The 22199-nt window shown below is 58.5% G+C and carries 22 protein-coding genes; 10 read left to right on the top strand and 12 right to left on the bottom strand.

The features are described 5' to 3' along the window. Positions 1 to 88: 88 nt before the first annotated feature. The 6 genes from dinB to rlmM all read left to right on the top strand — a co-directional run bounded on the left by dinB (position 89) and on the right by rlmM (position 6704). Complete coding sequence (dinB, locus tag I6L41_RS11605) at positions 89 to 1144, top strand: DNA polymerase IV (RefSeq protein ID WP_204385167.1); 1056 nt, start codon at positions 89 to 91, stop codon at positions 1142 to 1144. A 66-nt stretch (positions 1145 to 1210) separates the two neighbouring features. Then, positions 1211 to 3352 (top strand): methyl-accepting chemotaxis protein, encoded by a 2142-nt coding sequence (locus I6L41_RS11600; RefSeq protein ID WP_216958976.1) that lies wholly within the window; start codon positions 1211 to 1213, stop codon positions 3350 to 3352. 284 nt (positions 3353 to 3636) lie between these two features. Further along, positions 3637 to 4557 carry a transcriptional regulator GcvA gene (locus tag I6L41_RS11595; RefSeq protein ID WP_005338622.1) on the top strand — a complete coding sequence of 307 codons (921 nt, stop codon included), beginning with the start codon at positions 3637 to 3639 and terminating at the stop codon, positions 4555 to 4557. Further along, positions 4550 to 5179, top strand: coding sequence for an alpha/beta family hydrolase (locus tag I6L41_RS11590; RefSeq protein ID WP_216956156.1), 630 nt, complete (start codon positions 4550 to 4552; stop codon positions 5177 to 5179). Before I6L41_RS11595 ends, I6L41_RS11590 begins: the two co-directional genes overlap by 8 nt. A 51-nt stretch (positions 5180 to 5230) precedes the next feature. Then, a complete protein-coding gene (locus tag I6L41_RS11585) occupies positions 5231 to 5617 on the top strand; it encodes a DUF423 domain-containing protein (protein ID WP_058052208.1) in 387 nt (128 codons plus the stop codon). Further along, entirely contained in the window at positions 5610 to 6704 is a 1095-nt protein-coding gene (gene rlmM, locus I6L41_RS11580; RefSeq protein ID WP_139405780.1) for a 23S rRNA (cytidine(2498)-2'-O)-methyltransferase RlmM, read from the top strand. The genes I6L41_RS11585 and rlmM overlap by 8 nt, the downstream gene beginning before the upstream one ends. Positions 6705 to 6786: 82 nt before the next feature. Here rlmM and I6L41_RS11575 read toward each other — a convergent pair whose 3' ends face one another. The 7 genes from I6L41_RS11575 to queF form a co-directional block, all read right to left on the bottom strand. Next, entirely contained in the window at positions 6787 to 7245 is a 459-nt protein-coding gene (locus tag I6L41_RS11575; RefSeq protein ID WP_043819010.1) for a hypothetical protein, read from the bottom strand. A gap of 117 nt (positions 7246 to 7362) precedes the next feature. After that, positions 7363 to 8370, bottom strand: coding sequence for an isocitrate dehydrogenase (locus I6L41_RS11570; RefSeq protein ID WP_216958973.1), 1008 nt, complete (start codon positions 8368 to 8370; stop codon positions 7363 to 7365). Between the two features lie 159 nt (positions 8371 to 8529). Continuing rightward, a complete protein-coding gene (gene xni / locus I6L41_RS11565; RefSeq protein ID WP_216958970.1) occupies positions 8530 to 9330 on the bottom strand; it encodes a flap endonuclease Xni in 801 nt (266 codons plus the stop codon). A gap of 135 nt (positions 9331 to 9465) precedes the next feature. Continuing rightward, positions 9466 to 10821 (bottom strand): nucleotide 5'-monophosphate nucleosidase PpnN, encoded by a 1356-nt coding sequence (gene ppnN, locus I6L41_RS11560; protein ID WP_019445906.1) that lies wholly within the window; start codon positions 10819 to 10821, stop codon positions 9466 to 9468. A gap of 148 nt (positions 10822 to 10969) precedes the next feature. Continuing rightward, complete coding sequence (locus I6L41_RS11555; RefSeq protein ID WP_216958967.1) at positions 10970 to 12586, bottom strand: diguanylate cyclase; 1617 nt, start codon at positions 12584 to 12586, stop codon at positions 10970 to 10972. An 83-nt stretch (positions 12587 to 12669) separates the two neighbouring features. Next, positions 12670 to 14952 (bottom strand): hypothetical protein, encoded by a 2283-nt coding sequence (locus tag I6L41_RS11550; RefSeq protein WP_158112041.1) that lies wholly within the window; start codon positions 14950 to 14952, stop codon positions 12670 to 12672. A 210-nt stretch (positions 14953 to 15162) separates the two neighbouring features. Continuing rightward, positions 15163 to 16011: an NADPH-dependent 7-cyano-7-deazaguanine reductase QueF gene (gene queF / locus I6L41_RS11545; RefSeq protein ID WP_216958964.1), complete on the bottom strand. Its 849-nt coding sequence runs from the start codon at positions 16009 to 16011 to the stop codon at positions 15163 to 15165. Positions 16012 to 16215: 204 nt separating this feature from the next. On the opposite strand from queF, the gene syd reads away from it, so the two are divergent. Beyond that, on the top strand, positions 16216 to 16764 hold the full coding sequence (gene syd, locus I6L41_RS11540) for a SecY-interacting protein (RefSeq protein ID WP_213389966.1): 549 nt from the start codon (positions 16216 to 16218) through the stop codon (positions 16762 to 16764). Positions 16765 to 16868: 104 nt separating this feature from the next. Here the strand turns inward: syd and I6L41_RS11535 are convergent, their stop codons facing one another. The 5 genes from I6L41_RS11535 to I6L41_RS11515 all read right to left on the bottom strand — a co-directional run bounded on the left by I6L41_RS11535 (position 16869) and on the right by I6L41_RS11515 (position 19799). Further along, complete coding sequence (locus I6L41_RS11535) at positions 16869 to 17654, bottom strand: Zn-ribbon-containing protein (protein WP_128836323.1); 786 nt, start codon at positions 17652 to 17654, stop codon at positions 16869 to 16871. A 3-nt stretch (positions 17655 to 17657) separates the two neighbouring features. Then, complete coding sequence (locus I6L41_RS11530) at positions 17658 to 17954, bottom strand: DNA-binding protein (RefSeq protein WP_005343755.1); 297 nt, start codon at positions 17952 to 17954, stop codon at positions 17658 to 17660. Between the two features lie 83 nt (positions 17955 to 18037). Further along, positions 18038 to 18274 (bottom strand): DUF2789 family protein, encoded by a 237-nt coding sequence (locus I6L41_RS11525; protein ID WP_005338602.1) that lies wholly within the window; start codon positions 18272 to 18274, stop codon positions 18038 to 18040. A gap of 74 nt (positions 18275 to 18348) precedes the next feature. Further along, positions 18349 to 18648 (bottom strand): DUF3301 domain-containing protein, encoded by a 300-nt coding sequence (locus I6L41_RS11520; RefSeq protein ID WP_216958961.1) that lies wholly within the window; start codon positions 18646 to 18648, stop codon positions 18349 to 18351. 110 nt (positions 18649 to 18758) lie between these two features. Then, entirely contained in the window at positions 18759 to 19799 is a 1041-nt protein-coding gene (locus tag I6L41_RS11515; RefSeq protein ID WP_216958957.1) for a DUF3549 family protein, read from the bottom strand. Positions 19800 to 20075: 276 nt separating this feature from the next. Here I6L41_RS11515 and I6L41_RS11510 point away from each other — a divergent pair, with 276 nt between their 5' ends. From I6L41_RS11510 to I6L41_RS11500, 3 genes are all read left to right on the top strand, one after another. Then, positions 20076 to 20411, top strand: a complete 336-nt coding sequence (locus I6L41_RS11510; RefSeq protein ID WP_005338596.1) for a YqcC family protein — start codon at positions 20076 to 20078, stop codon at positions 20409 to 20411. Then, the gene (gene truC / locus I6L41_RS11505) at positions 20408 to 21181 is read left to right on the top strand and encodes a tRNA pseudouridine(65) synthase TruC (protein WP_041202291.1); all 774 of its coding nucleotides are present in this window, start codon (positions 20408 to 20410) and stop codon (positions 21179 to 21181) included. Before I6L41_RS11510 ends, truC begins: the two co-directional genes overlap by 4 nt. Positions 21182 to 21271: 90 nt before the next feature. After that, on the top strand, positions 21272 to 21712 hold the full coding sequence (locus I6L41_RS11500) for a flavodoxin (RefSeq protein WP_216951888.1): 441 nt from the start codon (positions 21272 to 21274) through the stop codon (positions 21710 to 21712). Positions 21713 to 22199 lie beyond the last annotated feature (487 nt).

The following is a 22199-nucleotide window of genomic DNA, read 5'->3' as shown; positions in this document are numbered from 1 at the left end:
GTCTACTATTTTAGCCGTAACGAGAGAGATAGAGCTGCGGTTATCCTTGGGGTAAGATGATGCCAAGTATGTTTATTTATACAGTAGTATGCGCAAGATCATCCATATCGACATGGACTGCTTTTTTGCCGCGGTGGAGATGCGGGACAATCCGGCGTTGCGGGAGGTGCCGCTCGCCATCGGTGGGGCCTCCGAGCGGCGCGGTGTCATCTCGACCTGCAACTATGTGGCGCGCCGGTTCGGGGTGCGCTCCGCCATGCCGAGCGCGCTGGCGAAAAAACTCTGCCCGCCGCTGGTACTGATCCCTGGGCGAATGGCGGTGTACAAGGATATCTCCCGTCAGCTCAGGGCCATTTTCCTGCGCTATACCGATCAGGTTGAACCGCTGTCACTGGACGAGGCTTACCTCGACGTGACCCACAGTCGCTGCTGTGGCGGCAGCGCCACCCTGATGGCGCAAGAGATCCGGCAAGCCATCGTCACCGAACTGGGATTGACCGCCTCGGCCGGAGTGGCCCCCAACAAGTTTCTCGCCAAGCTCGCCTCGGAGCAGCGCAAACCCGATGGTCTGTTTGTCATTCGTCCCGACGAAGTGGCCGAATTTGTCTGCCAGTTGCCCCTCGGCAAACTGCCCGGGGTGGGGCGCAAGACTGCCGAGCGGCTGGAGGCTCAGGGGCTTTACACATGTGAGGATGCGCGGGCCTTGTCGGCACAAGAGCTGTGCAGCCGTTTTGGCAAGCTGGGGGAGATGTTGACGACCCGGATCTGGGGGCTGGATGAACAGCCGGTGCAGGCGCACCGGATCCGCAAAACCATCGGGGTGGAGACCACTTTGGCGAGCGATGTTTGTGACGAAGGCGCCTGCCTGACGGTATTGCAGCAACTGCTGCCGGAGCTTGAGCGGCGATTTCAGCTGGCGTGCCCTGCCGAGCAGGTGATGGGGCAGGGGATTAAACTCAAGTTTGCCGACTTCCACCAGACCACCGTCTATCGCAGTCAGGGTGGCTATCAGCCAGCCTTGTTCGTTCCCCTGCTCAAAGAGGGGCTACAGCGGGCGCAAGGGCGTTCGGTTCGCCTGCTGGGCTTGGTGGTGGGTTTGCCAAAAGAGGGTGAAGTTAATCAACTCTCGCTGGATTTGCTGTGAGAGAGTTAAGTTTTTGTTTATAAAGTCGATAATCTATCCATATCTGTATGACGTAGGAATATTGGCATGAGCGCTCTTTCTGTCCAGGGTCGGATTACCCTGATCGCCGGTTGCTGTCTGTTGGTGACAGCCGCCGCTCTGGTTGCCTCTTCGATTTACAACGCGAACAAGATGCAGCAGCAGGTGCGGCAAGCCACCATGCACGAGGCGCAGCAGTCTGCCGAGAACTGGATGAAGGCGATGGGCTCGGAGCAGGCGGCCAAGGTGACCAGCTATCTCGATGAGGCCTATTTCCGCGCCAGTTTGCTGGCAGAGAGCGTGTTGTTCCAGCGCAAGAATGCGGCTGAGAACTTTGTCCATTCGGAGGCGCTGCGCAGCGCCGTCAATCAGCAACTGCACGATGCCGTTGCCTCATCGACCAATCTGCTTGGTGTCTATGCGGTGTTCGAGCCTGACCAGCTGGATGGGGAAGACAGCAACTATCAGGGCTCAACGGCGCTGGGTTCCAACGACAAGGGGCGCTTTTCCAGTTACTGGGCCTATGACAACGGCAAGATTGAGCCGGAAGTGCAGAATGAGGATGTACTGGCCGATGAGAGCCCGACCGAGGCTGGTGGCATCGAAAACGAGTGGTATCGCTGCAGCATTCGCGCCCGTACCCTCTGCCTGCTGGAGCCCTATCTGGACGATGTGGGCGATAAACAGATATTGATGACCTCGGTGACGGTCCCGCTGCTGGAGCAGGAGACCTTGCTGGGGATGGTCGGGGTCGATATCTCGCTGGCCACTTTGCAGAGTCTGGTCAGCACCATGGACAAGGAGCTCTATGAGGGCAAGGGCAGAATCTTGCTGGTCAGTCACGAAGGGCGCGTGGCGGGAGCCGATGAGTTCGATGTGACCATGGGGCGCGGGCTGGATCAGAAGTATCAGGGGCTGGCCAGCGAGCTGAAAGGCTGGCTCAGTCAGGCTCAGGAGCTGACTCGCTGGAGCAGCGATGGCACCCTGTTGCAGACCTTTGTCCCGGTATCCATGCGTGGCACCGACCGTAAATGGGGCATCTACATTGAATTGCCACGGGCCGTAGTGCTGGCCTCGGCCCAGCAACTGCAAGATGAGCTGGCCAGTGAGGCCAATCGCAGCGTGGTCTCGCAACTGTCGATCGGGGTGCTGATCTCGCTGGTGGCCCTGAGTTTTATCTGGTTGATGGCGCGCCAGATTGTGGCGCCCATCCGCGCTGTAGTTGCCCGCCTCAAGGATATCGCCAGTGGTGAGGGGGATTTGACCCAGCGTATCGAGATCCAGCGGCAAGACGAGATCGGCGAACTGGCCAAGTGGTTCAACAGCTTCCTCAACAAGTTGCAATCCACCATCAGTCAGGTGATTGATACCGTCTCCGGTACGCGCAACAGTGCCGAGCGAGCCGCGCAAGTGGCCGAGCGCACCAGCAGCGGCATGCAGGCCCAGTATCAGGAGATCGATCTGGTGGCGACGGCATTTGAAGAGCTGAGCGCCACGGCGATGCAGGTCTCCGGTAATGCCGGCTCGGCGGTGGCAGCCGCCAACACCACTGATGCCGCGGCGCAAGAGGGCAAATATGTCGTTGCCGACACCCAGGAGGCGATGCGCAAGCTGATGACCATCATCAACGATGCCCAGCCGGTGGTGGAGCGACTCTCCGCCAACAGCGACAACATCAACGATATTCTCACCGTGATCCAGGGAATTGCCGAGCAGACCAACTTGCTGGCGCTGAATGCGGCTATTGAAGCGGCGCGTGCCGGTGAGCAGGGCCGTGGCTTTGCCGTGGTGGCCGATGAGGTGCGCAATCTGGCGGGTCGCACCCAGAATGCCATCGTCGAGATCCAGACCCTGATCAGCCAACTGCAATCCGGTACCGGCGCCGTGGTCAAGGCGATCCGCGATGGTCATGGACAGGCTGACGAGACCCTCGCCAAGGTGGATCTCTCGGTGCAGGTGCTGGAGCAGATTATCCAGTCGGTCTCCACCATCCATCAGATGAACGAGCAGATTGCCCGGGCGGCGCAGGAGCAGAGCCGGGTGGCGGACGAGATCAACCGCAACGTCAGCAACATTCGTGATGTGAGCCACACCATCCGGGCCGAGGCGGCGACATCCGCCGAAAATGGTCGCGAGCTCTCTGCGCTGGCGGATAAACAGCAGCAGCTGGTGGGGCAGTTCAAGGTATAGAAGGGATGAAAAAAGGCGCCATCCAGCTGGAGGCGCCAAACACATTCAGATGACAGACTGGGTCAAACCGGTGAGATTTGAGCCCCTCTTCCCGCAGAGGAAGAAACACAACACCACAATCGCAGTCGAAAGACTCACTAAAAACACATGTAAACCAACACGTAGTAGAAAATGTGAGCCATATGACGACTGATTGCTGGGCGAATTATGTTTATTCACTGGTCGACCCGCAACCGACAAATTATAATGCGCCCCATTAGAAAAACTCATCGTCGGCTGGTGTCATGTCTCGTCGTTTACCCCCGCTCAATGCCCTCAAGGCCTTTGAAGCAGCGGCTCGTCACTTAAGCTTTACCCGCGCAGCAGAAGAGTTGTTTGTGACTCAGGCTGCCATCAGTCACCAGATCAAGGCGCTGGAGGAGTATCTTGGCATCAAGCTGTTCCGCCGCAAAAACCGCTCCTTGTTGTTGACCGAAGAGGGGCAGGGCTATTTCCTGGATATCAAGGACATCTTTGCCTCCATTTCTGAGGCGACCGACAAGCTGCTGGCCCGCAGTGCCAAGGGGGCGTTGACTGTCAGTTTGCAGCCGAGTTTCGCCATCCAGTGGTTGGTGCCGCGGTTGGTCAAGTTCAGCGAGCGCCACCCCGATATCGACGTGCGGATCAAGGCGGTTGACCTCGATGAAGGGTCGCTTACCGACGATGTGGATGTGGCCATCTACTACGGGCGCGGCAACTGGCCGGGTCTGCGCTCGGACAAGCTGCATACCGAATACCTGATCCCGGTCTGTTCCCCCTTGCTGCTGACCGGGCCCAAACCGCTGCGTACGCCGCAAGATTTGACTCTTCATACCCTGCTGCACGATACCTCCCGCCGCGACTGGAAGGCGTGGTTCCGCCAGCTCGACATCGATGCGCCCAACGTCAATCAGGGCCCCATCTTCAGCCACTCCACCATGGTGATCCAGGCGGCGATCCACGGTCAGGGGGTGGCACTTGGTCACAGCGTGCTGGCTCAGCCCGAGATTGAGGCCGGCCGCCTTATCTGCCCGTTCGAGCAGGTGCTGGTGAGCAAAAATGCCTTCTATCTGGTGTGCCAGGAGCAGCAATCGGATCAGGGCAAGATCGTTGCCTTCCGCGACTGGATGCTGGAGCTGGTGGAGCAGGAAGAGGCGCGTCGCAGGGCAAGGCTCGCCGATGCCTGATGTGATCCGCGAGGGGGCAATTGATGCCCCCGTTCGCATTTTGCTGGCCCACGGGGCAGGCGCGGGGATGGATCATGTCTTTCTTGCCGAGTTGTCACGCCTGCTGGCTGGCCCCGACATCGAAGTGGTGCGCTTCAACTTTCCCTACATGACAAGGCGTGCACAGGATGGCAAGCGCCGCCCGCCTGACAGGGCGCCTGTGCTGCTCGCCCATTGGCACGACATGATCCGCGAGTTTGCCCATCCACGACTCTTTCTGGCGGGCAAGTCGATGGGCGGGCGGATGGCGGCGGAACTCTATCGTGAAGGCGAGGGTGAGATGAATGCTGCAGGATTGCTCATTCTCGGGTATCCTTTCCACCCTCCGGCCAAGCCCGACAGCTGGCGAGGCGAGGTACTCAAGCATATTGCAATGCCAACCCTGCTATTGCAGGGGGAGCGCGATACCTTCGGTAGTCGCGCCGAACTGGCCGATTTCCCCTTCTCACCCGCCGTATCGGTCCATTGGTTGACCGATGGTGATCATGGTTTCAAACCGCGTAAAGCCAGTGGCGTGAGTGAGCAGGAGAATATGCAGCATGCAGCTGCGGCCATCAGCCATTTTGTGGCCCAGCATGGATAGCACGATAGGGTTGGTTTTATTGCCAGCCGTGATGAGAGAGGGATTGTGAGGATGCAGATCCATCGACATTGGCTGATACTGGCCGGTCTCTTCGGGTTGACGGCCACCATGCTGGGGGCTTATGGCGCCCATGGATTGGCGGCGACCGGTATTACACCCGAGCGTCTGGCGGCATTCAATACCGCCGTGCAATATCAGTTTTTTCACGCATTGGCCCTGCTGGTTCTGGGCTGGTGTGGTGTGCGTAGCAAGGTGATCCACCTGGCTGGCACCGCTTTTGTGCTGGGGATCATCGGATTCTCCGGCAGTATTTACGCCATGGTGCTGCTTGGCAGCAAGGGGCTGGGGTTGATTACTCCGGCCGGTGGCCTCTGTTTTATGTTGGGATGGGCGGCCCTGATCTGGGCTGGCTGTCGTCTTGGAGGAAAAAATGAATAATCTGCTGCTTTATTGCCGCCCCGGTTTTGAGAAAGAGGCGGCTGCAGAGATCACCGAGCGTGCCGGTAACATGCAGTGCTACGGTTTCGCCCGGGTCAAGGACGACAGCGGTTATGTGATCTTCGAACTGTATGACGAGGAGCAGGCGGACCTGCTGGCTCGCAAGCTGCCATTCCGGGAGCTCATCTTCATCCGCCAGATGCTGGTGGTCACCCATGAGCTGAAGGAGCTGGATGTCGCGGACAGGATCTCCCCGATCCTTGAGGCTGTGAGTGACTACACCATTTGCGGTGATCTGCGGGTCGAAACCGCGGACACCAACGAAGCGAAAGAGCTGTCGGCCTTCTGCCGCAAGTTCACCGTGCCGCTTCGTCAGGCGCTGCGCAGCAACGAGATCCTGACCAAGAAGGAGACGCCAAACCGTCCGGTGTTCCACGCCTTCTTCATGGCCAATGATCATGTCTTGCTGGGCTACTCCTATTCGTTCAACAACTCCGGATTCCACATGGGGATCCCGCGCCTGCGCTTCCCGGCCGACGCGCCGAGCCGCTCCAGCCTCAAGCTGGAGGAGGCGTTTTACGTGTTCGTGCCGCGGGAAGAGTGGGATGTGCGTCTCTGCTCAGGCATGAAGGCGGTGGATCTGGGTGCCTGTCCGGGTGGCTGGACCTATCAGCTGGTGCGTCGTGGCATGATGGTGACGGCGGTCGACAACGGCATGATGGCCCAATCCCTGATGGATACCGGTCAGGTCAAGCATATCCGGGATGACGGTTTCGTCTGGCGTCCGAGCAAGAAGAACACCTACTGGCTGGTGTGCGACATGGTCGATAAACCGGCGCGGGTCGTTCACATGATTGCAGACTGGTTCCGTGAGGGCGACTGCCAGGAGGCGATGTTCAACCTCAAGCTGCCGATGAAGAAGCGTTATGCTGAATCGGTACACAATATCGAGGTGTTGCGCGAAATGCTCAAGGAGATCGACAACGCGTTCGTGATCCAGGCCAAGCAGCTCTATCACGATCGAGAAGAGATCACCGTGCATGTTTACAACAAGTACTGGGTCTCCAAACTCGAGCCCAAGGCGTGATGTAGCAGTTCTGCCTGTACGATAAATACCAAGGCCGACAGGGAAACCTGTCGGCCTTTTGCTATTCGGCTGCCGGAAAATATCAGAAACGGTAATCGAGGCGCAGGGAGGATTCGTCGTCGGTCACCTTGATCTCTATCTGCAGCGGGATGGTTTTGTCTACCGGATTGAACTGCATCTTTATCCCGTCTCCTCTCAGCCTGAGGGCGGTGTTCATTCCGCCAGCCTTGAACTTGACCTTGGGTCTGAAGCGTTCGACCGACAGACTGACGCTCTTTTCCGGGGTCAGATTAAGCTGCGGGTAGGAGGTGATCTTTTGATTACCAAAGTTGTCGGTGGAGACTTCAATACCAAATGACAGGGGTTTGGGTGCCTTGAGCAGGTCGTTGGTATCCAGGCTTGAACGCCATACCTCGGTGGCAGTCCGTTTTTCCTGCTGTGGCAGTTTGGCAGTTTGGGTCTGTTGATCCTGTTCGAAGGCACTTGCAGTACCACACACCAGCATCAGACCCGAAACCAGATAGCACCCGTATCCCTTCATGAAAAACACTCCCTGTTCTTCTTCTCTATTGAACATAGTTGCTGTTTAGGGAGTGGCAAAGGATTCGGAAATATAAAAAAGGGAGCCGAAGCTCCCTTTTAAAATCAATTAATTAACTCACAGGCGATCGATGATGGCCTGGGTGAATTCGCTGGTGGAAGCCGTGCCACCCAGATCGCGGGTGACCCGATCACCGGATTCGATGGTGGCTCGTACTGCCTCGCGGATCCGCTCTGCCTTATCCTGCATGCCGAGGTACTCCAGCATCTGAATGGAGGCGAGGATCACCGAGGTCGGGTTGGCGATATTCTTGCCAGCTATGTCAGGCGCAGAACCGTGAACCGCTTCGAAGATGGCCGCGCCATCGCCGATGTTGGCGCCGGGCGCCATGCCGAGACCGCCAACCAGACCGGCGCAGAGATCCGAGAGGATGTCGCCGAACAGGTTGGTAGTGACCATGACATCGAAACGCTCCGGATACATCACCAAATTCATGCAGGCGGCATCGACGATCATCTCTTCGCTCTGGATATCCGGGTAGTGGCTGGCGATTTCACGTGCCACTTCGAGGAACAGGCCGGAGGTCGACTTGAGGATGTTCGCCTTGTGGATGATGGTGACCTTCTTGCGACCTTCCTGACGGGCCAGCTCGAAGGCGAACTTGACGATGCGCTCGGCCCCTTCGCGGGTGATGATGCTCATCGCCTCGGCGCTCTTGTTGTCATCACTGCGCTTCTGGCCTGCACCCGAGTACATCCCTTCGGTGTTTTCACGCACTGTGATGATGTCGATGTTGTCGTAACGGCTTCTGGTGCCCTTGAAGGAGATGACCGGGCGCACGTTGGCGTAGAGGTTGAACTTCTTGCGCAGGGAGACGTTGATGGAGGTAAAACCGCCGCCGACCGGTGTGGTCAATGGCCCTTTCAGGCTCACCTTGTTCTTCTCAATCAGATCCAGGGTGGATTGGGGCAGCAGCTCGCCATGCTTCTCGAGGGCAACCAGACCCGCATCAGCGTATTCGTACTCAAAGTCACAACCCGCATGGGTCAGGATCTGGATGGCTGATTCAATGATGCTGGGGCCGATGCCGTCGCCGGGGATCACGGTAATTTTTCTTTTGGACATGAGAGGGTTCCACTTCCAGGGTATAGGGGAGGATGGGGCTGTTTTATAGCATTTACTCAGCAAACCAACCACATTCCTTTACATTCTACTCACTTTCATCAACAGCGAGGGTGAGTCTCGTCATGGTTCGCCCCCTTGCCTGCATTTTTGTTCGGCCATTTAGTCCGGCTGGGGCGGGTAGCGGATGTCCCGCAGGTTGAATCCCAGTGGAATATCCCGCTGCAAGCGCACCAGCCGCTGGGCCAGCAGGGCCTCATCCTGATGCTGGCGCAGCTTGAGCAGTGGCTTGGCGGCATCCTCTTGCTGACAGGCTTCGAGCATGGCTGCCAGATTGCCATATTGCTGCAACAGCTGGGTGGCGGTCTTGGGGCCGATCCCCGGAACCCCCTTGATATTGGAACCGCTGATACCGGTCAGGGCCCAGAAGTCGACCAGCTGAGCAGGGGCTACCCCATATTGCTGCTGGACGAAGGCGGCATCCAGCCAGCGTTTGTTGAAGTAGTCGCGTACCCGGATCTGCGGGCAGATCAGTTGGCAGAAGCCCTTGTCGGTGGAGATGATGGTCGCCTGATGGCCATGGCTGGCGATGCCGCTGGCCAGGGTGGCGATAAGGTCATCCGCTTCATCGGTCTCGGAGAGCAGGGCATCGACACCGCACTCCCAAAAGGCATCCTGCAGGGTCGCCAACCCCTCACGCAGTTCAGGGGGCATGGGGGTTCGCCCCTCCTTGTAGGCCGGATAGACCTCTTTGCGCCAGCTATGCACCTCGCCATCAAACACGGCAATGACATGGGTTGGCTCGCTATTGGCCAGCAGCTTGCGGCAGGTATTGATAAGGTTGGCGCGAGTTGCAACCAGCGCCTGGGCAGGGGTCAGTGCCTGCTGGGCCTGTACCGCGTGCAGACGGCGAATGAGATTGAGGGCATCGATGATGAGCAGGTGTGGCCGGATAGCTGACATGGGGCACTCTTGGCGGTAGGGACGCCCCATTGTAACAAACCGCTCGCCTTATGGGGGATTGATGGCAGTCGGGAAGGCATTGAGCCAATAAAGAGGGGCGCCGATGCGCCCCTCTGTCGATGATGTATCTGTACCCTAGCGGACGATTTCGTAGCAGGGCACATACTGGCTGCCCGGCAGCTTCATCCGCTGCTGCTTGACGAAACTCTCCAGCAGCTTGTCCATCAGGTGCATCAGCTCCTTGTCGCCGTGCAGCTTGAAGGGGCCTTTCTTCTCGATGGCGCGAATGCCCCCTTCCTTGACGTTGCCGGCGACGATACCGGAGAAGGCACGACGCAGGTTGGCGGCCAGCAACTGGGGCGGCTGGTTGCGGTGCAGATCCAGACTGGCCATGCTGGCGTGATCCGGTTCGAAGGGGAGCTGGAACTCCGGCTCAATCTTGAGGGACCAGTTGAAGGAGTAGGCATCACCGACCGATTTGCGGTATTCGCGGATTTTCGGCATCGCCTCCTTCATCACTCGGGCCACTTCCGGTGCATCGCCAACAATGATCCGGTAGAGCTTGGTCGCCGGTTCACCGAGGGTCGCCTTGATGAAGTCGTCGATGGCTCGGAAGTAGTCGGCACTCTCTTTCGGGCCGGTCAGGATGATGGGCATGGGTTGTCGTTCGTTGGCCGGATGCATCATGATGCCGAGCAGATAGAGCAGCTCTTCGGCGGTGCCGACCCCGCCCGGGAAGATGATGATGCCATGGCCCAGACGCACGAATGCTTCCAGCCGTTTCTCGATATCCGGCAGGATCACCAGCTCGTTGACGATGGGGTTGGGCGGCTCGGCCGCAATGATGGAGGGCTCTGTGAGGCCGATGTAGCGCCCGTTGCGCACCCGCTGTTTGGCATGGCCGACGGCGGCCCCCTTCATCGGGCCCTCCATGGCTCCCGGGCCGCAACCGGTACAGATGTTCAGCTCACGCAAGCCCAGCTCGCTGCCCACGGCGCGGGTGTACTGGTACTCGATCTCGTTGATGGAGTGGCCACCCCAGCAGACGATCAGGTTGGGATCGGCGCCAGGCAGGATCACCTTGGCGTTGCGCAGGATGGCGAACACCACGTTGGAGATATGAGTCGAATTGGTGAGGTTGACCAGCCGGTTCGATTCAAGCTGGTTGGAGACATAGAGAATGTCGCGCAGCACCGAGAAGAGGTGCTCCTGAATGCCGCGAATGATCTCGCCATCGACGAACGCGTGCTCGGGGGCGTTGAACAGTTCCAGCTTGACCCCGCGCTCGCGCCGGATCACATGAATGTCGAATGATTTGAAGCGCTCCAGGATCTCCTTGGAGCTGTCGGTATGGCTACCGGAATTGAGCACTGCCAGCGAGCAGTTGCGAAACAGTTGATAGATATCGCTGGAGGCAGTCTGCTTGAGGCGATCCACCTCAAGCTGTGACAGCAAATCCATGCTGCCGACGGGATTGATGTGCGTAATCATAGGTTCCCCTTTACTCACTTGTTATCGTTGTGTTTTTTCCCTGGGGAGAAAAGGGATGCCATGTTGCATCCCCTGAGTTTGATAGTAGTGGCAACGGAGGGGGGAGGGAAATAGGGCGACGACTGTTCGCTGTTTTTTTAGTCACCACTCAGGCCAGTGTCACTTGATCCCGACCGGTGTGCTTGGAGTGGTAGAGCGCCTTGTCCGCCCGCTCGAACACATCTGACGGGTTGTCCCCATCCTTGAACAGGGTTGCGCCGATGGAGATGGTGATCTCCACCTTGGCATCGCGAAAACGGAACGGGATGCTCTTGATGGTCTGGCGCAGGGTCTCCAGCGGCTTCTGGAACTTGTCCGGGTTGATGTTGGGCAGCAACACCACGAACTCTTCCCCACCAAAACGGGCGATGAAATCTGTGTCACGCAGTGCACTCTGCAGTGCTTTGGCGACCACTTTCAGTGCCTTGTCACCCGCCATATGGCCGTAGTTGTCATTGATATTCTTGAAGTGATCGATGTCGATGATCGCCATGCAGAGCGGAGTGCGGTAACGAAGCCAACGTTTGTACTCCTGCTCCAGCCGTTCATCGAGGGCGGCCCGGTTGTGTACCTGGGTCAGGCTGTCGAGGAACAGCTTGTGTTTTTGAATGGTCAGCCGCTTCTTGTACTCGGCGGTCTCCTCCTTCATCAAGCGCAGCTTGGACTCCATGGTGGAGAGGCGGGTGAGCAGGTGACGCTCCCGCGCCGCCGTACTGTCACGCTCCTGCAGCAGCAGGTTGATGGCACCCATATGGCCGGAGATGGCGCGCTTGAGCGCATCGATGGAGTTATAGCTGGCCAGGGAGTGATCGATCGCCTGCAACTCGTTGACCAGCGCCTCGCGGGTCTCGCGGGTTTCGTTTTGCAGCGCGCGCCCCTCATCGAGGGATTCGGTAAAGCCGACATGTACTGCGGACAGGCTCTCGTTGAGGGCGCTGAGGAAGGCGCGAGAGGCTTTACGCTCCTCACGGGTGCCTTCGATGATGAGCTCGATCACCTGCAGGCAGGTTTCCGCCAGCAGGGCAGGGTTGATCCCGATCAGTAGTTGGCGGCGAATGTCGCTCAGGCTCTCGCCGATGGCGCCGGCAAAGTCGAGTTCGGTGATAAGCCGCTGCAGCTCATCGGCGATGCGAGCGTGATCCTTGAGATCAAACGGGTCGACATCGGGCTGGCCATCGTTGCTGGCAGTATCGCTTTCTTGTTGAGTTGCACCTGAAGGTGCCAACAGGGGCTGACTTGGCAGCAGCTGGATCTTGATCGCCTGCTGGTAGAACTCCAGCAGCTTGATAACCTTCTTTTGGTGATCGGCAATGCCGTAACCGGCGGGACTTGCCAGAAATTCCTTGAGGGACTTGCGGGTCTCTTCCGGGAAGCCCTTGATGGTTTTCAGCTGTTTGGAACCAAGATCGATGGCAGTTTGAGTCAGGGTGATCGACTCTTCCAGCGCATTGCTGTGCTGCTGCAGCAATTTTTCAATGGCCAGCAGGTCGGCGTCCAGCGAGGTAAATGCGGGATTGTTATCCAGTTTCTGCTTGAGCTTGGCGAAGCGATTGTCCAGCTCGCGGTCGAAGCCACGGCAGGAGAGCATTAACTTGTTGATAAACTGGATGCCGCGAGCACGCTCTGCATCGGAAAACGACAGTACGCCGTCGAGTTCCAGCTGTTTCTGCTGAAGGGATTCCCTGAGTCTTGCCAATTGTCCTGCTACGGCAGCGATGTCATTCATTATCAGGTCGCCCTGTTGTCATTATTGTTTTTGGTGTTGGATAGCAACAGTGGTCGAACCTGGTTTCGATCCTCGCCTGTTATCTACATTGTTTCCTGGTGGTTATCGGCTGCCAGCTTCCTTGCAAGGCTGGGCCAATTAACCCATTGCTTTTCATGAGAAGAATTGACTTTTACCAGTCCCTTGTCAATTGCCATCAGGCCGCATTGCCACACATCTCCATTAAAAAATGCCGCTTGTTGGCAATCGATCGCCGCGAGCTCCAACCAGGCGTTTTGCTGGCATTTTTCACTGAGCTGAATGGCTCCCGACAGGGCGAGATAGCAGAGGTCAAACAGGCCATTGTGATCGAGCGCGGTCGCCGCTTTCGGCAGGAAGGGGTGACTGACAATCCCGAGGCTGATCCGGCGATCCAGCGGATAGTTGCAAGGGAAGGCGGCGATGGCGGTCAGCAGGTCTCCCGCCAGTTGATGCAGGTTGGTGACGTGGCGCTGTGGTACCACATAGAGCATGTGTCCTTCACGCAAGTCATAGATACGGCCATCTTGCGGGGTCAGGGTGTCCATATAGGCACCGAAGGCCTGCTCGATTTCTCTGCTGGCCTGATAGCCGTGGCGCTCCAGCGTGTTGACCAGGAAGGGCACCCGGAACAGCAGATAGTGCAGCTTGTCATCGAACTCGCTGGAGGGCTGTTCACTGAGGTACCAGCGATCCGATTTCAGCTGGCGCTTTGCCATCTCCCGCGGCCAGCGGTTCATCAGCCGCTGCCAGTTGGCCAGCCCCGAGCGTGGCTCGATCAGCAAGGCCTCATTGGTCCGTTTCAGTTGCAGGCGGGCAGTACGCAGCTTGAGCCAGAGGGTGAAGAAGAGGTAGATAAAGAGCGCCAGCAGCAGGCTGGTGGTGATACTCGACCAGAGATAGCGCTCCTGCTGATGCTGGCTGTTGTTAAGTCGCTGCTCCAGCTCCTTGATATGTTGCACCCGCTCGACCTGGACATAGTTGTCGCGGATCGCCGCCTGCTCCATGGCCTGTTCCTGCTGGCGTACCTCCTCGCCAAGACGGTGGAAGCGCTTGTAGCTGTCGAGGGCCTGGCGCAGATACCCCTTCTGCTCATAGGCCAGCGACAACAGGCGGAATACCTCGTACTGACGGCGGGTATCACCGAGCTGATTGGCCAGCGCGCGGGCATTCTCCAACTGCAGAATGGCGATGGCGGCCTCCTGCTTCTTCAGATAGAGCTCGCCGAGCAGCAGCAGGGTATCGATCAGCGGCTCTTTGGCATCGCTCAGTTCGTGAGACTGACGGGCCGCATTGAGGTAGTTGCTGGCCAGCGAGAGGTTGCCGCTTTGCAGGTAGGTCTTGCCGATTTCATATTTGAGCAGGGAGGCTTGTGGTCGGTTGCTCCCCTCATCGAGCAGATCCAGCGCATTGAAGAAGTAGACCAGCGCCATATTGAGGTCGCCCTGCTCGCGGTTGAGTCGCGCCAGCACCATCAGGGAGTCGCACAGCAGGGAAGGGTTGCCGATGGAGTGGAAGTAGTTGGCCGCCTCATTGGCATACTGTAGCGCTTTCTGGGGCTCCTGCTCCTGCTGATAGAGTTTGACTATCTGGTTCGACAGCAGGCCGAGAAAGAGCGGGTCGTTGAGGCTTTTGGCCTGTTGCTGGGCATCGATATATTCCCCCAGTGCCAGCTGTGGCTGCTGCAGCGCGCGATAGAGGTCGCCGCTGATGGCGCTGACCCAGGCACTGGCGAGGGGATTGGGGGTCTTGGCGGCCCAGATCCGCGCATCTGCCAAGTGGGCCTTGGCATCATCGAAGTGCTGGTTCTCGATGTCGTAGCTGGTGCGTTGTAGGCGGCCATAGATCTGCAGCTGGCTCTGCTTGAGCGTGGGGACGGCCAACTGTTCGTCCAGTTGATCCATCAGGGCGCGGCTGGTGCTCTGGTTATCCGGTTTGAGGGCCTGACTGCGGATCTTGAGATAGAGGCCGTGGGCCTTGAGTTCCGGTTGCCGCTCTTTGTCTGCCAGCGCCATCGCCTTGTCGAGCGCTTGCTGGGTGGCCTGATATTGGCCCAGTTGCAGCAGACACTCCCCTTTGAGCAGATGGGCGCCTATGGTCTGGGCTGCCGTGCTGTAACTCAGGATGGGTTCGCGATAACCGAACTCCTGGCGATTGCTGATGATTTGCTGGGGATTATTGGCTGCGCGCGTCAGGAAGGCGGTGGTGATCTGGACGCATCTGGCAGGATCGGTCAGTACCATCGATTGCGCTTGTTGCAGATCGATTGAGAGTTGCTCCTTGTCCAGATCCAGATTCGGAGCTGACAGGGAGGACATCATCATGGCCAGAAAAAACAGTTGATTCATTGGATTAAGGACGGCGCAGAGGTGTTGGCATGTTATCCAAGCCCCCCCCTGCGAGTCCAGCGTTTACTGTGGTTTGCTGGTAGCCGGCAAGTGGGTTTCGTCTGGATTTTATTATCCAGCCCCCTTATCCCAGCTGCGTAAAGCATCGATTGAAACCTTTTTACCAGTCATGGAGGGCAGTGCGACTGCCCTCTCTGTCGCAACTCGACTTTATTGGCGGATCAGACGCAGGTTGGCGGGCACGGCTTCGAAATCGGAGCGGAACGGGTTGATGTCGAGGCCGCCGCGGCGGGTATAGCGGGCATAGACGGTCAACTGCTCAGGCTGGCAATAGTGCTTTAGGTCGATAAAGATCCGCTCGATGCACTGCTCGTGGAACTCGTTGTGCTGGCGAAACGAGATGAGATAGCGCAGCAGCTTCTCCCGATCGAGTTTCGGCCCCTTGTAGCGGATTACCACGGAGCCCCAGTCCGGCTGGCTGGTCACCAGACAGTTGGATTTGAGCAGGTGGCTGTGCAGGGTCTCCTCGACCAGCTCGCTACCGGCAGCCCCTCGCAGCAGGGACGCATCAAACTCGTAATTGTCTACCTCGATATCCTGCTCATCGATGCACTCGCCGGGCAGCAGGGCAATCTGGTGCGGCGCCTTGTCGAGGGGGAACAGGGTCACCTTGACGGTCTCACCCGCACAGGCACTCAGATCCTTGGTCAGCATGGCGGCGACTGCCTCGATAGAGTCGCAACGGGTCTGGTTGAAGGAGTTGAGGTAGAGCTTGAAGGATTTGGATTCGATCAGGTTCGCACTGGTGGCCGGAATGGCCACTTCACCCACCGCCACCATCGGCTTGCCCTTGGCATTGAGCCAGGAGAGCTCATAGAGGGTCCAGAGATCGCAACCGCTAAAGGGCAGGTCATCGCCCAGCTGGAGATCATCCCGGTTCAGGCTACGTGGAACCGGCTGCAGCAGGGAGGGGGTGTACTGGCTGATGTAATCGGATTGCTGGCCCAGGCTCAGGCCGGTCAGGGCGCTGGCCCCGGCGTATCTATCTTGTTTGCTCACAGGGTTGCTCACGTAATGTGCTCATGATGAGTGGAATGAAACGGGCCATTGCAGGGCCGGATGGTTGCAGCCGCTTGGCTTGGGCGTCGGCCTCTCTGTATCCCGGGTTCTGCTTCCCGGGTCACTAGGTCGGCTGGCAACCTTGTCTGTTACCGGGTTTGGTGGTGCAATAGCGGACTTTGCCAGCAATTGTGGGGATTTTCGATGTCGGATCAAGTTTTGTCTGCCCTGGAGCACTTTTTTGCCCGCTGGCAACGGGATGGCGAGGCCAGACGAGGCCTGCCCCTGTGCGAGTGGGAGGCGGACTGGCGTTCCCCCTGCCAGCTTGGGGAGCCCGCCGATGGTCGGGTTGCCTGGCGTCCTCACCATCGTCCCGAACCCGCCGATTTTACAGCCATGGCCGATGCCCTCGAGCTGACAATTCATCCCAGCGCTATCGCCCTTTTCGGACACTGGTTCAGCCGCCCCATCCCCTGCCTTTTCAAGGGGCTGCGCCTTGAATTGATCCTGCCGTGGAACGACGCGGATCTCGACCTGCTCAGGGAGAACCTCATCGGCCACCTGCTGATGCTGCGCAAGCTAAAACGAACCCCCTCCATCTTTATTGCCACCACCCGCAACGAGATGACGCTCATCTCGCTGGATAACGAGAGTGGTCAGGTGTGGCTGGAGTGGCTCGATTCCGGCCGCCGTCTGACGCTGGCGCCCTCCTTGCCGGCATTTCTGGAACGGCTGGAGACATTGCCGCAATAAGCTCCCCATCCAGCAGGAGTTGAGAGCAAGGGGTAGGTTCGATTAGCGAAGCGTAATCGGACATTTGCCATCTCAATTAGCGAAAGCAGCCTTCAAGTGAAGGCTCAATCCTTGAAATCCCAAGAGAGGTTGGAGACCAGTCGGCAGCTGTCGCATTTGAAGTCGAAGATCTCGTGCAGCGGCGCAGCTAGCGCCCACTCACCGCCACAGCTTGGGCAGGGGCGCGCCTTCTCCTCGGCGGCGCTCAGCCCGCCCACCCGGTAGAGGTAGTAGTAGGTGGGGATGCCGCTCAGCACTTCCAGCCGTTTGGCCAGATCGCTGCCGCGCCGGTAGAGGCGGCTGCCCACTTCGCCGATTTCGTGCAGCGCCGCATGTTCGGCGATGGAGCCGTTCATCTGCAACTGATCGCACGCCTCCCAATCCTCCTGCCACTTGATGATCTGTTTCTGATCGCCGTTGGCGACCGCGGGCAGTTGGTAGAGCGGAATGGGGGCGAAGTGGTCGCCACAGCGCAGCGGCGAGCAGGTGTGCAGGAAGCTGGTGTAGAGCATCATCCAGCTCGGCCGCTCGCCCTGCTGGCCGCAAGGATCTGTGCTATCGGAGAGCAGATCCGCCCCCTGCAGCTGGAGTTTTGGCGCCAGCAACCCCGCCTGATTGAGCTGCTGCTCGGCCAGTTTGACCTGCTCGCTCTGGTTGTCGGGGTGCAGGCTATCCTGCTCCGGGCAGACCACCCGACTGACGAAATAGCCGTCATGCATGCTGGTGGGGAACTCCCGCCCGAGGATCTGGCCCTGATAACGCAGCATGTCGAGGTAGTTGACGATGGCCCGCTCGGCGTCGCCAAGGGAGGTATCGCGGTAACACTCAAAGCAGAGTTCGACGATATACATGGTTCAGCCTTGCCCCTGCTGGAGGAGCAGGTCGGTCAGGCGATCCACCTTCTGTTCGATGCGCGCGAGCTGTTCGGCGAGTTGCTGCAGGGTGAGCTCCGGTGCTGGCTGAGGCACAGCCTCTGGCAGGATCTCGCTCTCGGCGGTCGCAACTGGCTGCTGCTTCCACTGGCTCAGCACTTTCAGCAGCTCGGCCATCGGCACAGGCTGGGTGAGGCGGGCCTTGATCATGGCAGTGGTGGGCGTCAGGCCCTTGGCGGCCAGCTCGTTGGCAATTCGGATGATCTCGTGGGCGGACATAAGCATGCTCTGGGTGAGAAGGGGGGATCGATATCGGGGCGGGATCTTAACCAAAGCCGGCAGGGGAGGAAAGGGGCGGGCGGCTAGCGGGGCTGGCGCAACATCACATCGAGCTGGTCGATCGCTTCACACCAGTCGGAGTCGTTCCACAGGGCGTCGCGCAGAAAGCTTGCCTGGGCGGCGTTCCAGAAACCGGCCTCCGGCAGCAGGGTCTCATTGTCGAGGTGATGGTCGTGCACAAAGCGGTGCAGGCTCAGCTCGTCGTTGGCCATCCCGAGCTGGGCAAACAGGGCTGGCAGATCGTGGACAAGGGGTTCCATCTCGTCTCTCCCTTTGTTTAATCCCTGAGATTATAGACAGGCACAGCCATCGGGCGCAGAGACGAGATTGGGGATCAGGCAGAGGGGATGCGATGGGGTGGCAAATCAACGCCCACGATGTGCAGCCCCTGCATCTTGAGGGTGCCCTGATAGCGGCTCTCGCCATCGCTGGAAAATTCAAACTGATAGTGGGTCAGTAGCCGCAGGGGATTATGTGCCAGCTCCCGCCGATGGCGAGCCAGTGACAGCAGTTGCAGATCATGGTGCTGGCAGTAGCGGCGCATATATTGCCAGGCCACTTCTGCCTGTTGGCGTTGCAGCCAGAACAGGCCGGCAATCGCAATCAGCAACAAAATTCCGAGCATCTCTCCCATAGGCGGGCTTCCTTATCGTGATGTCGATAACCGGGAGTCCTGCTCGGCACTCCCGATCTCCTTTCTATTTCCCGCCGTGTTGCCTCGTGGCGTGAGGGGGAGGCGAGGGATCAAGCCGAGGCAAACAAGCGGCCTATGGCCTTGCCCAGCGCATCGCTGCGGTTGGGGTCACGCAGTCTGGCCAGCATATCATTGCGCAGGGCCGGTAAAGTGACCAACTCGGCAAAAACCTGATTGAAGAACTGGGTCGGTTGTAGCGCCAGCTGTTCCAGATAGTGGCTGAGCAGATTGGCATCCTTCAGATCGGGCCAGAGCCGGCCAGCGATGGCGAGCAGCAGTGCCGGGCTCGGCTGGGTTTGCAGCAGGGTCAGCAGCTTGTTGGTGCGCAAAGAGCTGCCGGGACAGGAGGCCATGGCGCGGCAGAGGTAGGCCAGGGTCTCAGGGTTGGGGGCTGCGCACTCCTGCTCCTTGCCGATCCGCTCAAGCAGGGCGCCTTGTACTGCTGGCGGCAGCGGGGCGTTTTCAAGGCTCTGGCAGAGGGCATAGAGCGGCTCTTGCGGCAGTTTGGGCAGCGCCTTGCAGATCAGCGCCAGATTGCGTTCATCATGCAGTCGCTCGGCCAGATCGGCAAAGCCCTGTAGTCCCAGCGTCTGCCAACCGGTGTCGTTGGGGGCGGCCAGATAGTGGCAGAGGGCATCGTAATAGGCGGAAGGGGCCTGCTCCAGCTGGCGCGCCAGCTTGGCGTGCAGACTGGCCATTTTTGCCTCCGCCGGGCGGAAGGTGTAGGGATTGTCGGCCAAGCGCTGGGCTTTTTCCTCGTCCAGATCGCCGGTGAGCTTGTAGCCCAGGGTCTCCACCACCTGATCCATGAACAGCTTGGGACCATTTGACATCAGCAGGCCGTGCTCATCGAGGGCGAACTTGAGGAACCAGAGGTAGTGGCGAGACTCGCTCGGCTGGAAGAAGTGCACACCCAACCAGGCGTGCTGTTGCAGCGGCCAGGGGTAGGGCTCTTGCTGCTGTTCGATGCGCACAAAGGTGTCGCTGGCCAGTGGCCGCACCTGGCGGCCCATGTCAAACAGCTGGAACTGGGTGCCAGCCTGAGTCAGAAATTCGGTCAAGGTATTGATGGCAGTAGGCGTCACAGACATGGTGAGATCCGGCTAATGGTGATGCGGGCCGATTATAAGGCCCTTGCCGAGGATAGCCAGTGGCAGCAGACGCGCGTTGCGGCAGATATCAACATGGCAGCCATGCGGGGGGAGGTGTATAGTATCGCCCTTTTTTAAAGTCGGCAGGCCGCGCTGGCTGCCGTGTATGTCGACGAGCAGGCTTAATCGCCGGTGCTGCGCGACCGAATGTATCGGCATCCTGGCTGACCCTGTCGGGTCAGCGGATCAATCTGTGGTTATGAGGAAGAGAGCGAGATGAATCAATATTTGCTGGTAGCTGGCCTGTTGGGGGAACTCACCGCCGAGTTGCAGCGCCTTGAGCGCTGGCAAGCTGACCATCCCGGTGACGAAGCCCTGGCAAGCACCCTGCCTTTTTGTGTCGATACCCTGAGCTTTGATCAGTGGCTGCAGTTCGTGCTGATCCCGCGCATGGAGCAGCTGGTGATGTTGCAGGCGCCGCTGCCCACCAGCGTCTCCCTTTATCCCATGGCCAGCGAAGTCTACAAAGAAGATCTGGCCGAAGCTGAAGCGCTGCTGCGCCTGATCGCCCGCTTCGATCTGCTGCTCTCCGGCAAAGTGATAGAACAATGATGCCAGATCAAACCCGAGAAGAGAGTGACCTGAAGCTGACCCTGCTCTATCAGGATGAGTGGCTGGTGGCGGTCAACAAGCCGTCCGGTCTGCTGGTGCATCGCAGCTGGCTCGACAAGGGCGAGACCCGTTTTGCCATGCAGATGACCCGGGATCTCATCGGCGGTCGCCATGTCTATCCGGTGCATCGCCTCGACCGTCCCACCTCAGGCGTGCTGCTGTTTGCGCTCGATCCGGTGATTGCCCGCGCACTCACTGAAGCCTTTACCCAACGTCAGGTACACAAGGAGTATCTGGCATTGGTGCGTGGCTGGGCGCCCGAGCAGGGGGTGATCGACTATCCCCTCAAGGAGCAGTTGGACAAGATTGCCGATGCCATGAGCAACCCGGATCGCCCGGCGCAGGATGCCGTCACCACCTTCCGTCGCCTGCATCAGGTCGAGCTGCCCCACGCGGTCTCCAAGAAGCACCCTACCAGTCGCTACAGTCTGGTCAGATTGTTCCCGAAGACCGGTCGCAAGCATCAGTTGCGCCGCCATATGGATCACCTGTTCCACCCCATCGTCGGGGATACCACCCACGGGGATGGTCGTCACAACCGTTTCTTTCGCGAGCACTTCGGTTGCGAGCGGCTGCTGCTGGTGGCCCGCACCCTGAGCTTTACCCATCCGGTGCTCAAGGTGCCGATGCGGATCCAGGCGCCACTCGGTCAGGATGTGCTGCGCCTGTTTGCCGAGCTGGGCTGGCCCGCCAGCGAGAGCGACTACTAAGCGCCTGATGCTCAGCCTTGAATCGGTGGCATCTGACGCCAGCTTGCTGATAGAGTTGCTCAAAAGAGTGACTCAAGCAGGGAGAGGAGAATGGCGCAGATCGATATCGTGGTAGGAACTGTCTACGGCGCAGCCATGCTGGTGGCCGAGACCTTGGCAGATGAGCTGGAACGCAAGGGGCATCACTGTACCCTGCACGAAGAAGCACGGCTGGCGGACATAGACCCCGGCCGTTTTTTATTGCTGGTCAGTGCCACCACCGGGCAGGGGGACATTCCTCCCAATCTGCAGCCCTTTGCTAGCGAGCTGGCCGACAAGGCACCTTGGCTTAAGGGATTGCGTTATGCCCTGATTGCCATGGGGGACAGCAGCTATGACCATTTTTGTGGCGCGGGCCGTCGGCTGGACGGATTGCTGCAAGAGTTGGGGGCCACGCGAGTGATTTCCCCGCTGGAGCTGGATGCCACCGTGCACGATGAACCCGAACAGGTGGCACTCAGCTGGCTGAAAAAGTGGGATATTCAGCCCTGAATATTCTCTTGAATAGAGCCATATCAATCCCCTGAGCCTTAAGTAGCAGGGGATTGTTATTTGCACAAAAACCATCTCACTCTGCAACGCATATTTCCCCTGATGGCGGAGGGGTATTTTCCCCTTTTAGCATTCCATTGCCGTAATGGTTTCACGCGCACCGCAGACCCGTCATCCAAATAAAAGTTCCATCTTGAAAGCGATCTCAGTCATGTTTTTGTCATTCGAACGTAAAATAATGACTTTAGTTCTATCGCGAATTAATTAATGATAACGCTTTCAGAGTTGTTGTTGTTGTGTGTTTTTCTTGTTTTCCGGATTTTAATTGCGCGGTTTATGGCTTTTTTACTTGTTGTTGTTGTGGAGATCGTTTGCCGAGCGATTTGTCGCCATTTTGTGAGTCGCTTCATATTTGTCGTGAAATACGCTCCCTATAATCAACCTCGGTTATCACCAACAGGATTACATGGTGATAAGAAGTTGAATA

It is taken from the genome of Aeromonas sp. FDAARGOS 1411 (genome assembly GCF_019047125.1).
Lineage (GTDB): Bacteria > Pseudomonadota > Gammaproteobacteria > Enterobacterales > Aeromonadaceae > Aeromonas > Aeromonas veronii.
The sequence above is the reverse complement of the archived record's forward strand: the minus strand, read 5'-3'. Positions and strand labels throughout refer to the sequence as shown.

Excerpts from the sequence above, each read along its gene's own strand:
- dinB (WP_204385167.1), top strand. The coding sequence starts at position 89 with ATGCGCAAGATCATCCATATCGACATGGACTGCTTTTTTGCCGCGGTG.
- I6L41_RS11600 (WP_216958976.1), top strand. The coding sequence starts at position 1,211 with ATGAGCGCTCTTTCTGTCCAGGGTCGGATTACCCTGATCGCCGGTTGC.
- I6L41_RS11595 (WP_005338622.1), top strand. The coding sequence starts at position 3,637 with ATGTCTCGTCGTTTACCCCCGCTCAATGCCCTCAAGGCCTTTGAAGCA.
- I6L41_RS11590 (WP_216956156.1), top strand. The coding sequence starts at position 4,550 with ATGCCTGATGTGATCCGCGAGGGGGCAATTGATGCCCCCGTTCGCATT.
- I6L41_RS11585 (WP_058052208.1), top strand. The coding sequence starts at position 5,231 with ATGCAGATCCATCGACATTGGCTGATACTGGCCGGTCTCTTCGGGTTG.
- rlmM (WP_139405780.1), top strand. The coding sequence starts at position 5,610 with ATGAATAATCTGCTGCTTTATTGCCGCCCCGGTTTTGAGAAAGAGGCG.
- I6L41_RS11575 (WP_043819010.1), bottom strand. The coding sequence starts at position 7,245 with ATGAAGGGATACGGGTGCTATCTGGTTTCGGGTCTGATGCTGGTGTGT.
- I6L41_RS11570 (WP_216958973.1), bottom strand. The coding sequence starts at position 8,370 with ATGTCCAAAAGAAAAATTACCGTGATCCCCGGCGACGGCATCGGCCCC.
- xni (WP_216958970.1), bottom strand. The coding sequence starts at position 9,330 with ATGTCAGCTATCCGGCCACACCTGCTCATCATCGATGCCCTCAATCTC.
- ppnN (WP_019445906.1), bottom strand. The coding sequence starts at position 10,821 with ATGATTACGCACATCAATCCCGTCGGCAGCATGGATTTGCTGTCACAG.
- I6L41_RS11555 (WP_216958967.1), bottom strand. The coding sequence starts at position 12,586 with ATGAATGACATCGCTGCCGTAGCAGGACAATTGGCAAGACTCAGGGAA.
- I6L41_RS11550 (WP_158112041.1), bottom strand. The coding sequence starts at position 14,952 with ATGAATCAACTGTTTTTTCTGGCCATGATGATGTCCTCCCTGTCAGCT.
- syd (WP_213389966.1), top strand. The coding sequence starts at position 16,216 with ATGTCGGATCAAGTTTTGTCTGCCCTGGAGCACTTTTTTGCCCGCTGG.
- I6L41_RS11535 (WP_128836323.1), bottom strand. The coding sequence starts at position 17,654 with ATGTATATCGTCGAACTCTGCTTTGAGTGTTACCGCGATACCTCCCTT.
- I6L41_RS11530 (WP_005343755.1), bottom strand. The coding sequence starts at position 17,954 with ATGTCCGCCCACGAGATCATCCGAATTGCCAACGAGCTGGCCGCCAAG.
- I6L41_RS11525 (WP_005338602.1), bottom strand. The coding sequence starts at position 18,274 with ATGGAACCCCTTGTCCACGATCTGCCAGCCCTGTTTGCCCAGCTCGGG.
- I6L41_RS11520 (WP_216958961.1), bottom strand. The coding sequence starts at position 18,648 with ATGGGAGAGATGCTCGGAATTTTGTTGCTGATTGCGATTGCCGGCCTG.
- I6L41_RS11515 (WP_216958957.1), bottom strand. The coding sequence starts at position 19,799 with ATGTCTGTGACGCCTACTGCCATCAATACCTTGACCGAATTTCTGACT.
- I6L41_RS11510 (WP_005338596.1), top strand. The coding sequence starts at position 20,076 with ATGAATCAATATTTGCTGGTAGCTGGCCTGTTGGGGGAACTCACCGCC.
- truC (WP_041202291.1), top strand. The coding sequence starts at position 20,408 with ATGATGCCAGATCAAACCCGAGAAGAGAGTGACCTGAAGCTGACCCTG.
- I6L41_RS11500 (WP_216951888.1), top strand. The coding sequence starts at position 21,272 with ATGGCGCAGATCGATATCGTGGTAGGAACTGTCTACGGCGCAGCCATG.